A 14,608-nucleotide genomic window follows, 5' to 3' on the forward strand; every position below is an offset into this window, starting at 1 on the left:
TGGAGGCGAAGACGAATTACTGAAAAACTACCATGTCCTTTGCCAATGCCAATACTCCCCCCCAAGTTGTTTTGTTGGGGGCCGGAGCCTGGGGCTCTAGTCTTACCTATGTGTTGAACAATAATGACATTCCCACCCAAGTTTGGTCTCGCCGATCGCCGCAGAGCCTAGAATCCATGGTGGCGGGAGCAGATGTGATTGTCTCGGCAGTTTCCATTAAGGGGGTGCCATCGGTGGCGGCCAGGTTAGAGGCCATGAACCTCCAGAAGCGGACTATTTTAGTAACGGCCACTAAGGGTTTAGACCCCGAAACCATGGCTACCCCTTCCCAAATTTGGCAAGCGTCCCTACCTTCCCAGCCGATCGCCGTTTTGTCGGGGCCAAATTTATCAAAGGAAATTGACCAGGGCCTGCCGGCGGCAACGGTGGTGGCCAGTAGTGACCAAGCCGCGGCGGAGGAAATCCAAACTATTTTTGCGGCGGATAACTTTCGGGTTTACACCAACAATGATCCCTTGGGTACCGAATTAGGCGGCACTCTGAAGAACGTCATGGCGATCGCCGTGGGAGTATGCGAAGGGTTGGGACTAGGTACTAATGCCAAATCTGCCCTCATCACCAGGGCTTTACCGGAAATCACTAGGGTGGGTTTACATTTTGGGGCCCAACCGGACACCTTTTGGGGCCTAGCAGGGTTAGGGGATTTATTGGCCACCTGCTCTAGTATGCTCAGCCGTAATTATCGGGTGGGTTATGGTTTATCCAAAGGCCAAGCCCTGGAGGAGATTTTAGCCAATCTGGGAGGCACCGCCGAAGGAGTTAACACCACCGACGTACTAATAAAAATTGCCAATCGGGAAAAAATTGCTGTGCCCATCACTAGACAGGTTTACCGTTTGCTCCACGGAAAAATTACTCCGCCCCAGGCAGTGGAAGCATTGATGGAAAGGGAATTAAAAGCAGAATTTGAAGACTTTGATCTTTGACAAGGCCGTGTTCCCCCATCAACAGGGTGATTTAAACCGAGCTAAGGGGTCTGAACAAGGCGATTTTTGCATTGGGGGTAAAATCTAGCTCAAAGCTTTGCCATTGCTGAAGTTCAAGCGGCTCCATGGCGACGGGGGCAACGGTTACCCTGAACAACTTTTGAGACGTAATCCCAAAATTAACAAATCCCGTTCCTGCCCCCCCAACTCCGCCACCTTGGGCAATAGACCCCACTGCTCAAAGCCGTGGCGTTGAAACAAACGAATACTGGGCTGATTATGGGCAAAAATGTATCCCAGCAACGTTTTCAGCCCCAACTGGGGAGCCTTGGCGATCGCCGTTTTGAGTAGATATTGCCCCAAGCCCCGGTGATGCCAGCGGGGGTCAAGGTAAATGCTCAACTCCGCAGTGCGATGGTAGGCAGGGCGACCATAAAACCGCTGAAAACCCAACCAACCTACTATTTGTCTGTGCTCCGTTACCAACACCCAGAGGGGATAGGTGTCTGGCCCATGGTCCGCAAACCACTGACTACGGCTTTCCACCGTAATTGCATCGGTATCGCCGGTGGCTACATTTTGGGGAATGTTGGCATTGTAGATAGCAACAATAGAATCTAAATCCGTAATGATGGCATCCCGTAGGAAAAGGTCAGATGGGATCACAGCAATATTTAAGTACTTGCGGGGTTGATATGGGCACTAATCTAAATGTTAATGGGATTTGCGGTGGTTTCCGTCATTTCTAGGCGATCGCCAGAACGAGGTTAGAAAAATTGGTAGCGAAAAATACATTTTCTAACTACTTGACTCTTTACGATGGATAGTCGACGCAGCGCAAAATCGTAATTTATCTGACTGCACTAAGGAGAAAAAATGGCTAAAACCCCCCAGGAAGTCCTCAAGTGGATCCAAGACGAAAAAATTAAAATTATCGACCTCAAGTTTATTGACACGCCGGGAATTTGGCAGCACTGCTCCTTCTATTACGACCAACTTGACGAAAATTCCTTTAGCGAAGGTATTCCCTTTGATGGCTCCAGTATCCGGGGGTGGAAAGCCATTAACGAATCGGATATGTGCATGGTGCCCGACCCAAACACCGCCACCATCGATCCCTTCTGCAAAGAACCGACCTTGACCATGATTTGCAGTATCAAGGAGCCCCGCACCGGGGAATGGTATAACCGAGATCCCCGCACCATTGCCGCCAAAGCCGCTGAATATCTCCGCAGTACCGGTATTGCCGACACCGTCTATTTTGGTCCAGAAGCCGAATTTTTCCTCTTCGATGACATTCGCTTTGGCCAAACGGAAAACTCCAGCTACTATTTTGCCGACAGCGTTGAAGGTCGTTGGAACACCGGCCGGGAAGAGGAGGGGGGTAACCTCGGCTACAAACCAGGCTACAAACAGGGTTATTTCCCCGTTGCTCCCACCGACACCGCCCAGGATATCCGTACAGAAATGTTGCTCACCATGGCGGCCTTTGGCGTTCCCATTGAAAAGCATCACCATGAGGTGGCTTCCGGTGGTCAAAACGAATTGGGCATCAAGTTCGACAAGTTGGTCAATTCCGCTGACAACTTGATGATCTATAAGTATGTCATCAAAAACGTGGCTAAGAAGTACGGCAAAACCGTTACCTTTATGCCCAAGCCCATTTTCAACGATAATGGTTCCGGTATGCACGTGCACCAGTCCCTCTGGAAAGATGGCCAACCCCTCTTTGCTGGGGACAAATACGCCGGCTTTAGCCAGATGGGTCTGTGGTATATCGGCGGGATCTTGAAACATGCCCCCGCTCTCTTGGCCTTCACCAACCCCACCACTAACTCCTACAAGCGCCTAGTGCCCGGTTTTGAAGCCCCCGTTAACTTGGCTTATTCCCAAGGTAACCGCTCTGCCTCCGTGCGGATTCCCCTCTCCGGTGGTAACCCCAAAGCCAAGCGTCTGGAATTCCGTTGCCCCGACGCCACCTCCAATCCCTATCTAGCTTTTGCGGCCATGCTCTGTGCGGGCATTGATGGGGTTAAAAATCAGATTGACCCCGGCGAACCCCTGGATGTGGACATCTACGACCTTAGCCCGGAAGAGTTGGCAAAAATTCCTTCCACCCCTGGCTCCCTGGAAGCGGCCTTGGAAGCGTTGGAAAAAGACCATGAATTTTTGACTGGTACCGGGGTTTTCTCCGCTGATTTTGTGGAAAGTTGGATTGAGTACAAACTCGACAACGAAGTGAACCCCATGCGTCTGCGTCCGCACCCCTACGAGTTCTCCTTGTACTACGACTGCTAAGTCAGTTCGCCTCATCGGGTTTTAGAACCGATTAAAAATTAAACGGCGATCGCCAACCGGACACTTTCTCTGTGGGGGGAGTCTGGGGGGCGATTTCTCTTTTGGAAAAATTTGTTGAGTCTAATCAATGGTCTGAATAGGGATTTATCATGGTTATTAGTGCCATCGTGATGTCAATGAAATCTCCCCTGCGCCGTCTGCTACTTTCCCCCCTACTACCAATTCTGATCGGGGCAGGGCTATCGGTAATGACTGTCACTACTTGGTTTTTTCTCTACAACCAAGTTCAAGAGCGACTAAAACAAGTTTTGACCAATCGTCTGATTAATATCCACGAACAAATTGAAAATCAACTCAATATCCATATCCGTCAATTGGAGCAGATGGCCGGACGTTGGGAACGATCGCCAGCGGGAACTGAGCAAACAGATTGGGCGTTGGATGCCAGGGCCCAGGCGGAAAGTTTCAGTGGTTACCAGGCAATCCAATGGGTAGATTCAAAATTTGTGGTGCGGTGGGTGGAACCATTGCCCGGTAATAAGCAGGAGATTGGCGATGCTAACCAATATTCCGAGCAAATCCAATCCCTAGAATTAGCAGCGAAGCAAAAAACTACCATCATCAGCAGAGTGGTGGATTTGGATGGGGGAGATAAGGGGCTTTTGGTGTACGTGCCTCTATTTATTGAAGATAGATTTGACGGTTTTGTGGTGGGGGTTTTCCAACTCAATCAGTTTATCGACGCTGTTCGCCCCCTATCCAGTGAGAAACCAGGCCCAGATGGCAGTCTACGAAGCTTTGGCCTACGTATTTTTGAAGATAATCAACTCATATATGACGATATCCCTGCCCATTGGCGTCAGGATATTGTGGTTAATCAAGAATTAGAGTGGGCCGATTCTTTGACCCAAGCAGAAGCCATGACTAGCCGTTGGCAACTGCAATTGGTGCCGGGGCCAATTCTGCTAGACCAGTACGATTCCTTTTGGTCAGGATGGACTTTGTTGAGTGGTTTGCTCATGGCCTGGGCGGTGGCGATCGCCGTTCATTATCTCCAAAAAAGCAGTAAACATGGCCGGGAGTTGGCGGAACGAATCAAACAACAACAAAAAGCTGAAGAGTATTTACAATCTACCCTCCACGAATTGGCTGTCCAAAAAACCGCCCTGGACGAGGCGGCCATTGTGGCCATCACCGATACCGAGGGAGTCATCACCTACGTTAACGAGAAATTTGTGGAAGTGTCTGGCTATAGTCGGGAAGAACTAATTGGCAACACCCACCGTTTAGTCAATTCCGGTTACCATTCCCAGGAATTTTTTCAGCAGTTTTGGCAGACCATCAGAGCCGGGGAAGTGTGGCACGGACAAATTAACAATAGAACTAAAGCCGGTAATACCTATTGGGTGGATAGCACCGTTGTCCCCTTTTTGGATGACGATGGTAAACCCTATCAATACCTAGCCATCCGCTTTGAAATCACCTCTAGCAAACAGGCGGAAAAAAGTTTGCGGGAAAGTGAGGCCCGGTTTCGGATGATGGCGGACACCTCCCCCATTATGCTGTGGGTAGCGGACCAGGACAAAAAAATGACCTTTGTCAATCAGTCCTGGCTAGAATTTCGGGGGTCCACCCAGGCGGAGGAATTGGGCAATGGTTACCTAGAAGGCATTCACCCCGACGATAAGGGCCATTACCTGGGGGTTTATTACCAAGCCTTTGGCGATCGCCGACGTTTTGAATTGGAATATCGCTACCGTAGGGTAGATCAACAATACCGTTGGATTGTCAATGTGGGGGTGCCCCGTTACCTAGAAGACGGCAAATTTATGGGCTACGTGGGCTCTTGCCTGGACATCACTGACCGTAAACAAGCCCAGGAAATTCTGCAGAACAAGCTCAATCAAATTTTGTTAATGCGGAAAATTAGTCAGGAAATCCGCCGGAGCTTGCAACCAACTTTAATTTTCCAAACCGCCGCCCGCCAGGTGGGCAATGTTTTTGCGGTGAGCCGTTGCCTCATCCACCACTACTCGGAAGCTACGACTGTACAGGTACCCGTGGTGGCGGAGTATTTGGGAGGGCAATTTACTTCTTTGTTGGCCGGAGAAGTTGCGGTGGAACACGCCTATGACCAGATTATCATCCAAGGCGATCGGGCCATGGCGGTGGTGGATCTAGACCGGGATTTAAGATCCACTAAAACCAAAGAATTTTACCAACGGTTCCAAGTAAAATCCCTTTTGGCAGTGCGCACTTCCTACCAAGGCAAAGCTAACGGCATCATTGCCCTGCACCAGTGTGACCGACAACGGGTTTGGACTGCCGACGAAATTGAGTTGCTAGAGGCGATCGCCGAGCAAATGGGCATCGCCCTAGCCCAAGCGGCCCTGTTGGAAAAGGAACGGGAACGTCGTCGGGAATTGGCCCAGAAAAACCTGGAATTGGAAAAAGCCAAATGGGCTGCCGAAGCCGCCAACCGCGCCAAAAGTGAATTCCTGGCCATGATGAGCCATGAAATCCGCACCCCCATGAACGGGGTCATTGGCATGACAGAACTTTTGACAATGACCGATTTAAACCTACAGCAACTAGATTACGTCCAAACCATCCGTCAAAGTGGAGAAACCCTGCTGACCATCATCAACGATATCCTCGACTTTTCCAAAATTGAAGCCGATAAACTCGTACTGGAAACCCAGGCATTTGAACTAAGACCCCTAATTGAAATGGTGTTGGAGATGTTTGGCCCCATTGCCAGGGCTAAAAATCTGGAATTGACCTATGGCATTGACCCCCAAACCCCTGCCCGTATTCTGGGAGACCAGGTACGATTGCGACAAATTCTCTCTAACCTAATCGGCAACGCCCTCAAATTCACCGAAAAGGGGGAAGTAGTGCTGACAGTGAAAACGGAACCCTTTGACCCCAAAGAGTCGTACCACACCATTTTGAATTTACCCCATCCTAGCCATCGCATCTGTTTTAACCTCAGGGATACGGGCATTGGCATACCGGTGGATCGTCAAGACCGTTTGTTTAAATCCTTTAGCCAAGTGGATTCTTCCACCACCCGGAAATATGGCGGCACAGGGTTGGGTTTAGTGATTAGCCAACGCCTAACTCAAATGATGGGAGGAGTGCTGACGGTGACCAGTAAACCAGGGGTCGGTTCCAATTTTTGTTTTTGTATTCTCACCACTGCCCAGGCCCCCGCTTTGGCCGAAGCCGATTCAGTGCAACAGATGAAGGGCAAACAGGTGTTGATTGTGGACGATAACGAAACTAACCGACGGATTCTGCAGGAGCAATGCCAGACCTGGGGGTTAGTGTGCCATTGTTTTAGCAGTGGGGAGTCAGCCCTGGATTGGTTTGCCCGTTGTTCGGACTTGGATGCGGCCATTTTAGATTTACAAATGCCCCATATGGACGGCATCACCCTGGCGTACCATCTGCGACAGTTTGCCCAGGGAAAAAATTTACCTATGATCTTGCTTTCTTCTGGATTGTCCTTTGGTACAGATGACTTATCTATATTTCAAACAGTGCTCAATAAGCCGGTGCGCCAATCCTTGATATTTGAAACTTTAGTCAACCTTTTCCAGGGGTCGGTGGATCTGGCGGATTATCCCCTCCAGTTTGATCGGTTGGATTTACCGGAATTTATCCTAGACGGGGATAGCCCTCCCCCGGAAGACAACATCACCAGTCTGCAACCAGCCCTACGAATTCTCTTGGCAGAAGATAATCTGGTTAACCAAAAGGTGGCCCACCAGATGTTAAATAATTTGGGTTATCCCGTGGCGATCGCCAATAATGGCCAGGAAGTAATCGACGCCTTGGAGAAAAAATTCTATGACCTAATCTTGATGGATATGCAAATGCCGGTAATGGATGGCTTAACCGCCTGCCGCCACATCCGTCAAACCTTCCCGCCGGAACGTCAACCTCGCATTGTGGCTATAACCGCCAATGCCATGCCCAGCGATCGCCAGGACTGCTTGAATGCCGGCATGGACGGCTATATTAGTAAACCAGTTTCTATTGCCCAACTACGAAAAGTATTACAAGATACTCCGGTCTTGATGGCTTCTCCCCAAGCTGGGGAAGATACCGTTACCCCAGAGGTCGATATTATGACCGTACAAGAACAAACCATCGTCAAACCCACCGATGCGACCCTGTCTCCCCTTGATCCTACGGCGATCGCCTTTTTGCGGGACGAACTCTGTGACGGCGACTTGGCCCTGTTTAGGGAAATGGTGGTGTGTTACTGCCAGGAAAGTCAAAAGTTGATGGAGGAATTGCTACAAGGGCTAGAGAGAGGGAATTTAGATGTGGTCAAACGCACTGCCCATTCTCTCAAATCCAGTAGTGCCTCCCTCGGAGCCCAGCATTTATCTGCTTTCTGCAAACAACTAGAAAAGGATGCTGGATCAGGTAAACTAAGTTCAGATTATCCCACTCAACTGGCTGAACGTTGCCAACAATTACACAGCGCTGTGGTGGAAGCCCTTGCTCCCTTTCTTATTCCCTAGCTATGAATCTGCCTAAGCCAACGGAAACCCCTGCCGCAAACATTCTAGTGGTGGACGATGATGGTTTTATGCGGATGCAACTACGGGTTTATTTACAAAAAGAAGGACACCGGGTAGAGCTGGCCGAAAATGGAGAAGAAGCCCTGGCCAAATTTGCCGAAATCAAGCCAGAAGTGGTACTAATGGATGCTCTGATGCCCGTCATGGACGGCTTTGCCTGCTGTCAGGCCCTGATGAAAAATTATCAAAACCCGTCTCCATTAGTATTAATGATTACAGGGCTAGATGATGAGACCTCGGTGGATCGGGCCTTTGAGGCGGGGGCAATCGATTATGTGACCAAACCAATTCATTGGGCAGTACTGCGGCAGAGGGTAAAACGTTTGCTCTATCAAAGTCGTCTGCAACACCAACTGGAATCCGCCAACCAAATGTTGGAACGGTTAGCCAAAATCGACCAACTAACTCAGTTAGCAAACCGTCACCAGTTGGACTTATTTTTGAATACGGAATGGCCCGAGGCAATTCGAGAACAGTATCCTTTTTCTATTTTGCTCTGTGACATAGATTATTTCAAAAACTATAACGACCATTACGGTCACCAGGGAGGGGATGACTGTTTACAACAGGTGGCCAAGGCCTTAAGCAGAGTGGTGCACCGTCCCAAGGATTTGGCTGCCCGCTACGGTGGGGAGGAATTTTTGATGGCCCTACCCAACACAGACCTCGAAGGAGCTATTCACATCGGGGAAAACATCCAAGCAGAAATTGCTCGCCTCGCAATTCCCCACGCCCGATCGGCGATCGCCAGCCATGTCACCCTGAGTATTGGTTGTGCCAGCACCATTCCCTGCCTAGGTAGCAGTTGGGAACAGTTGGTAGCGGCGGCGGATAAATATTTGTACGAAGCCAAGGCCCAGGGGCGCAATCGTTTGGTCAGTGGTCGATGGGGGGAAGAAGCCATGGGATAATCAGGCCAACGCTACTCTGAGCTGTTTTTTGATGAAATTTTTTACCGCTATGCGTGACGTTCTCATTAGTCTCACTGTTGTTGCTTTTTTTAGTTTGGTGTTAGTTTCCGTGGCCATTTTTGGTAAATCGTCCCCTCCGGCGATCGCCGCTCCCCAGGAAGTTAACCCAGTCCAAATTGCCCAAGCTTCTGCCCTACAAGCCCCAGAACTATCTCCTATGACTGCCGAAAATTCCGCCAATATTGTCACCACCGAATCTGGATTGCAATACATCGATGAAGTGGTAGGGGAAGGCCCCAGCCCCACTAAGGGCCAAAAGGTAGAAGTACACTACACTGGTCGCCTCACCGACGGCACTAAGTTTGATAGCTCCGTTGACCGCAATAAACCCTTTACCTTCACCATCGGCGTCGGCCAGGTGATTAAAGGTTGGGATGAAGGGGTGGCCACCATGCAGGTGGGTGGTAAGCGTAAACTAATTATTCCACCGGATTTGGCCTATGGTTCCCGGGGAGCGGGCGGTGTAATTCCCCCCAATGCCACTCTGGAATTTGAAGTGGAATTGCTTGGTATTAAATGATTTTTGGCGGATTTTCGTCCTAGAACGGAACTGGATAAGCCCCCTTGCTTCCTAATTTTGGGGAAAATCAAAATCCCCAGTATGGCGGGAGTTTTAGAGCGTGTTTGAAAAGCCCCCCTGACCCCCCAAATTTGGGGGGAAACAGAGGCGAAATCCCCCAGAATTGCGGAGCTGTGAGGAGATTTAGGTGGCAAAATAAGACCTTACAAACCGGCTCTTAGGGGAAAATGGCGACCTTTCAGCCCTTCTTTCGAAGAAAATCCCTCTTAACAACTCTCAATTTCGATAATCTGCTTTTCCGTCACTAGGGCTTGCAGAGGAACATCCCAGGGGTCGTGGGGGAGTTTTTCCCTCAGCCCTGCCTCAAATAAGATGCCAGCCTTGGGCACGGCCCGCCAGAAGGGATCGGTAAACAGTCGGTCATAATAGCCACCGCCATAGCCCAAACGGTATCCTTGGCGATCGCCTGCTAGGCAAGGTACTAGGAGTAAATCCACTGTGCTTGGTGACCAGATTTCCGTCTGATCGGTGGGCACTTTAATGCCATAGGCTCCGGTGGTTAACGGTTGTCCCCATTGCCAGGGATGCCAAAGCAAATTTTTTTGCCCACAGCGGGGAAATCCCCAACATTTTGTCTTTCCCAGGCGATCAAACAATGCCTCTAAATCTGCTTCCCGTTGGGTACTGAAATAGGCACAGATTCGACTAGCCTGCTGGAACACTAACCATTGCTGGAGGTTGGCACACAGTTCCAGGCTTTGACGTTGCCATTGAGTCTCAGGCAATTGCCGTCGCTGTTGTAATAACTTAGTTCGTAATTGTGCTTTGTCCACTAACCTCCAGGTTGGCCCAGAAAGGCAAAGATTGAAAAATTGGCGGTGTTGTCCACGTCTTAGAATTAGGTCGATTGTAGTGGATTGCTCCCGCTACTGATGCCCATAATATTTAATCCTGGTTGTACCATTCAGGCGATCGCCGTTTGTAGGAGTTAATTTGGCTAACATCACCGTTCAAAACAAAACTTTTACCCAGATCCAAGCCCTCATTTTCGATAAGGACGGCACCCTGGAAAATTCCAAAATTTATCTGGAAAAACTTACTGTGGCGAGGTTGGCCCTATTGGAGCAGGAAATACCAGCATCAAATTTTGGCGATCGCCTGGCCGGGGCCTTTGGTTTTAACCGGGGCAGTGCCCAGTTGGACCCAGGGGGATTAATGGCGGTGGGCAGTCGTCGGGATAACATCATTGCCGCCGCTAGCTACATTGCCGAACAGGGCCATGGCTGGTTCCAGAGTTTAGAGATGGCTAACCAATGTTTTGACCAAGCTGATCGCCAAATTGTGGCCAATGCTGACACCTGTCCCATGTTCCCCACTGTGCTGGATTGCTTCCAAAAGTGGCGCAACCAAGGGGTGAAAATTGCCATTTTGTCCGCCGCCCGCCAAAGGAGTGTGGAACGCTTCATTGCCGATCACCAATTGCAAAACTTAGTGGACGTGGCCAAGGGGTCTGACCAAGGACTCAGTAAGCCCGATCCAGCTTTATACCTTTTAACCTGCCGGGAGTTGAACGTGAAACCGGCACACACCTTGATGATTGGAGATGCCCAGGGAGACATCACCATGGCCAAAGGGGCCAATGCCCAAGGGGCGATCGCCATTCACTGGCCTGGCTACCCCAAAGGCAACCTCCTGGGGGCTGATGTCACCATTGCTGATTTAGAGCAAATTCAATGCCAGCCCTGAACGGGCCCAACAGCCTCGCCGTTGCTTGAGCCGAGACAACAAACGTGGGAAGATAGCCCTGTCTTGCCCAGAGTCCTGGTTTTTAGTTTTTTTGGTTAGCCCCTATGCAATGCCGTGTTTGTGATTCTACCCGTCTAGATTTGGCGATCGATTTGGGGGAACAACCCTGGTGTAACCATTTTTTCACCCCGGCGGAAGTGGGGCAGGAACCCTATTACCCCCTGCGGGTTTTATACTGCCAGGACTGCGGCACGGTGCAATTGGACTACACAGTTAAAAAAGAAATTATGTTTGGGGACCACACCTATCTGTCCGGTGTGACCAAATCCCTCAGTGATCACTTTGCACGGGTTGCCCAGGAAGTGGATGAACGCTTTTTTGCCGACACCCCAGGAAAATCCGTGCTGGACATCGGCTCCAACGACGGCACCCAGTTAAAGCATTTCCAAGCCCTGGGCTATGACGTGCTGGGGGTAGAATCTTCCAAAACCACCGCCAAAATTGCCAACGATGCCGGGGTGCCCACCCTCAATGATTTTTTCAATTTGGAAGTAGTCGAAAAGTTAGGGCGTAAATTTTCCGCCATTAATGCGGCAGGGGTCTTTTTCCATCTCGAAGAACTCCACTCCGTCACCGAAGGTATCCGGGAAGCCTTGGCCAAGGATGGGGTATTTGTGGTGCAGTTTTTGTATATGAAACGCATTGTGGAAAACTTGGCTTTCGACCAGATTTACCATGAGCACTTGCTGTACTACAACCTCCAAACCATTGAAGTGTTGCTCAACCGCCATGGGCTATCCATGTTCGATGCTTACCTCGCTCCTATCCACGGTGGTTCCATTGTCGGTTTTGTCACCCACCAGGGCAAACGACAACCTTCAGAACGGCTCCAGGCCATGCGTCAGGCAGAAGTGGATGAAAAAAGCAATGATTACCAAACCTACCTCGACTTTGCCCAACGCATTGAAACCATGAAGGCGGAAAACCTCGCCTATCTAGACGAAGCTAAGCAAGCCGGTAAAACCATTTGGGGCTTTGGTGCTCCGGTTAAGGGTAATACGTTGCTCAATTACTTTGGCATTGGCACCCAATATTTAGATTATTTGGTGGAAAAAAATGAGTTACGGCGGGGTTTGGTTTCCCCTGGTATGCACATTCCGCTTTTGATCGAAAAAGAGCTAACCAGTTTACCCGACATTTATTACGTTCTAGCTTGGAACTTTAAGCGGGAAATCTTGGCCAATAATCAGCATTTGATTGACCAGGGGGTAGAATTTTTCTTCCCTGTTAATCCCCCCGATGCTTAATAAATTAGTTGCCTAATGGCTGAAGTGGGAGCCTTCCTGCTTCGGTTTGTGATCCGGTTGGCTGGCAAAATAGGCGATCGCCCTTTCCATGTCCGTTAATAAAAGATCGGCCATATCCCGACTAAAACCCTCTTTAACCACAATGCGTTGCACCACCAAATCTTCACGATTTTTGGGCATGCGGTAGGCCGGCACTAACCAACCCCGTTCCCGCAATTTATCGGCCATGTCGTAGAGGGTATAAGAGGTGTTGGCTAACACTTCATCCTTAAGCTTCCAGGCAAATACGGGAATATCGCCACCGTCGGTGAGCAGTTCAAAGGGACCTAATTGGGCAATTTTGCCAGACAGATAGAGGGCCGTATCTCGACAGGTTTGTTGGATTTTACGATAACCTTCTTTGCCCAGGCGGAGAAAGTTGTAATACTGGGCCACCACTTGGTTGCCGGGGCGGGAAAAGTTGAGGGCAAAGTTGGGTAAATCTCCCCCCAAATAGTTGCAATGGAAAATTAATTCCTCCGGCAATTCTTCCTTATCTCGCCAGATAATCCAACCGACCCCCGGATAAACCAAGCCGTATTTGTGACCAGAGGTGTTGATGGATTTCACCCAGGGTAAACGAAAATCCCACCGGAGATCCGGGTCTAAAAAAGGAGCAATGAAAGCGCCGCTGGCCCCATCCACATGGAGTGGTACTTCCCAACCAGTTTTTTGGTTCAATTCTTCTAGGGCATCGTTCAGCGCTTCGATGGGTTCGTAACTGCCGTCAAAGGTACTGCCTAAAATACCAATCACACCAATGGTGTTTTCATCCATGAGCTTCACTGCTTCGGCTGGGCTGATGTGGTACCGATCGCCTTCCATGGGCACAAAGCGGGGTTCCACTTCCCAGTAACGGCAGAATTTTTCCCAACAAACCTGGACGTTAATGCCCATAACCAAATTAGGACGATCAGTGGGTTTACCCTGGGCCTGTCGTCGTTGCCGCCATTTCCATTTCATGGCCATGCCCCCCAACATAGCCGCTTCACTGGATCCAATGGTGGAACAACCAGTGGCTTCGGCATTTTCCGGAGCATTCCAGAGTCGGGACAAAATATTGACGCAACGCAACTCAATTTCAGCGGTTTGGGGATATTCATCCTTATCGATCATGTTTTTGTCGAAGGTATCCGCCATCAGTTGCCGAGCTTCCGGCTCCATCCAGGTGGTGACAAAGGTGGCCAAATTTAAACGGGAATTACCATCTAGTCCCAATTCATCGTGGATAAGGTTATAGGCGATCGCCGGTAGCATTTCCGTTTCCGGCATTTCATATTTACTGACGGCATTGGCCAAACCCCGGGCCGCATAGGTGGGGGTGAGTAGGCTTTCCGCTGGGCTGAGTTGGCTGAGGTCAATTTTTTTATGGACCATAATGATGATGACGATTTTGCCAATAGGGATTAACTTTCCCTTCAGGGTAACGGTTGACCGACTTTTGATACGGAAATTTTGGCAGGGGGGAGAAAAAATCGAAAAATGCGATGTAGTATAAAGGAATCTTACTTGTATGGAATCAATTCAGTAAAGTGAATGAATAGTCTACTGTCTCGTGTTACTCAAATCCCCGGTCAGTGTGGTGGTCGTCCTTGTATCCGAGGGATGAGGATTCGAGTGAGCGACATTTTAGAAATGTTGGCTGAAAATGTTAGCACCTCTGAGATTTTAGAGGATTTTCCAGACCTAGAAATTGCAGATATTCAGGCTTGTCTCGTCTTTGCTGCACGACGAACTGATTTTCCCCAGTTGACCGCATGAATATTTGGGTTGATGCTCAATTACCCCCAACATTGGCAGATTGGCTGTCCAGTAGTTTTGATTTAGAGGCTGCGGCTTTGAGAGATCTTGGATTACGGGATGCCAAAGACATTGAAATTTTTGATGCGGCACGAGTTGCCAACTCTGTAATCATGACAAAAGACAGCGATTTTGTTGATCTTGTCTGTCGGTTAGGAATACCACCTCAGATTATTTGGCTGACTTGTGGCAATGTTACGAATCGAAACTTACGTCGGATTCTTTCAAGTACCTTGCCAAAGGCTTTAGAAAAACTGCAAGAAGGCGAAATGATTGTAGAAATCAGCAGCCCATAAACAATCCCCTGTTGGTATGCTTCAAAATATGACATGCAGGATCTACC

At 49.5% G+C, this 14,608-nt stretch carries 12 protein-coding genes; 9 read left to right on the forward strand and 3 right to left on the reverse strand.

Features of this window, described 5'->3' with window-relative positions; translation table 11 throughout:
- The first annotated feature begins 32 nt into the window (after positions 1 to 32).
- Complete coding sequence (locus tag IQE94_RS10460; protein WP_223341870.1) at positions 33 to 986, forward strand: NAD(P)H-dependent glycerol-3-phosphate dehydrogenase; 954 nt, start codon at positions 33 to 35, stop codon at positions 984 to 986.
- A 144-nt stretch (positions 987 to 1,130) separates the two neighbouring features.
- Here the strand turns inward: IQE94_RS10460 and IQE94_RS10465 are convergent, their stop codons facing one another.
- Positions 1,131 to 1,652 (reverse strand): GNAT family N-acetyltransferase, encoded by a 522-nt coding sequence (locus IQE94_RS10465; RefSeq protein ID WP_212718044.1) that lies wholly within the window; start codon positions 1,650 to 1,652, stop codon positions 1,131 to 1,133.
- A 210-nt stretch (positions 1,653 to 1,862) separates the two neighbouring features.
- On the opposite strand from IQE94_RS10465, the gene glnA reads away from it, so the two are divergent.
- The 4 genes from glnA to IQE94_RS10485 all read left to right on the forward strand — a co-directional run bounded on the left by glnA (position 1,863) and on the right by IQE94_RS10485 (position 9,373).
- Entirely contained in the window at positions 1,863 to 3,284 is a 1,422-nt protein-coding gene (gene glnA / locus IQE94_RS10470) for a type I glutamate--ammonia ligase (protein WP_212718046.1), read from the forward strand.
- Between the two features lie 176 nt (positions 3,285 to 3,460).
- Positions 3,461 to 7,822, forward strand: a complete 4,362-nt coding sequence (hik14, locus tag IQE94_RS10475; protein ID WP_370630541.1) for a high salinity-induced biofilm formation sensor histidine kinase Hik14 — start codon at positions 3,461 to 3,463, stop codon at positions 7,820 to 7,822.
- A gap of 2 nt (positions 7,823 to 7,824) precedes the next feature.
- The gene (locus tag IQE94_RS10480; protein ID WP_223341872.1) at positions 7,825 to 8,793 is read left to right on the forward strand and encodes a PleD family two-component system response regulator; all 969 of its coding nucleotides are present in this window, start codon (positions 7,825 to 7,827) and stop codon (positions 8,791 to 8,793) included.
- Between the two features lie 49 nt (positions 8,794 to 8,842).
- Positions 8,843 to 9,373, forward strand: coding sequence for an FKBP-type peptidyl-prolyl cis-trans isomerase (locus tag IQE94_RS10485; protein ID WP_223341873.1), 531 nt, complete (start codon positions 8,843 to 8,845; stop codon positions 9,371 to 9,373).
- A 266-nt stretch (positions 9,374 to 9,639) separates the two neighbouring features.
- Here IQE94_RS10485 and IQE94_RS10490 read toward each other — a convergent pair whose 3' ends face one another.
- The gene (locus IQE94_RS10490; RefSeq protein WP_223341874.1) at positions 9,640 to 10,206 is read right to left on the reverse strand and encodes a 5-formyltetrahydrofolate cyclo-ligase; all 567 of its coding nucleotides are present in this window, start codon (positions 10,204 to 10,206) and stop codon (positions 9,640 to 9,642) included.
- Positions 10,207 to 10,366: 160 nt separating this feature from the next.
- Between IQE94_RS10490 and IQE94_RS10495 the strand changes: the two genes are divergently transcribed.
- A complete protein-coding gene (locus tag IQE94_RS10495) occupies positions 10,367 to 11,119 on the forward strand; it encodes an HAD family hydrolase (RefSeq protein WP_223341875.1) in 753 nt (250 codons plus the stop codon).
- Between the two features lie 104 nt (positions 11,120 to 11,223).
- Positions 11,224 to 12,426: a class I SAM-dependent methyltransferase gene (locus tag IQE94_RS10500; protein ID WP_223341876.1), complete on the forward strand. Its 1,203-nt coding sequence runs from the start codon at positions 11,224 to 11,226 to the stop codon at positions 12,424 to 12,426.
- Positions 12,427 to 12,438: 12 nt separating this feature from the next.
- Here the strand turns inward: IQE94_RS10500 and IQE94_RS10505 are convergent, their stop codons facing one another.
- Positions 12,439 to 13,842, reverse strand: coding sequence for a glutamate decarboxylase (locus tag IQE94_RS10505; RefSeq protein ID WP_212718060.1), 1,404 nt, complete (start codon positions 13,840 to 13,842; stop codon positions 12,439 to 12,441).
- Positions 13,843 to 14,001: 159 nt separating this feature from the next.
- Here IQE94_RS10505 and IQE94_RS10510 point away from each other — a divergent pair, with 159 nt between their 5' ends.
- Positions 14,002 to 14,226 (forward strand): DUF433 domain-containing protein, encoded by a 225-nt coding sequence (locus tag IQE94_RS10510; protein ID WP_212718063.1) that lies wholly within the window; start codon positions 14,002 to 14,004, stop codon positions 14,224 to 14,226.
- Positions 14,223 to 14,561: a DUF5615 family PIN-like protein gene (locus tag IQE94_RS10515; RefSeq protein WP_190599655.1), complete on the forward strand. Its 339-nt coding sequence runs from the start codon at positions 14,223 to 14,225 to the stop codon at positions 14,559 to 14,561. The genes IQE94_RS10510 and IQE94_RS10515 overlap by 4 nt, the downstream gene beginning before the upstream one ends.
- Positions 14,562 to 14,608 lie beyond the last annotated feature (47 nt).

Source organism: Synechocystis sp. PCC 7339, assembly GCF_019924095.1.
Lineage (GTDB): Bacteria > Cyanobacteriota > Cyanobacteriia > Cyanobacteriales > Microcystaceae > Synechocystis.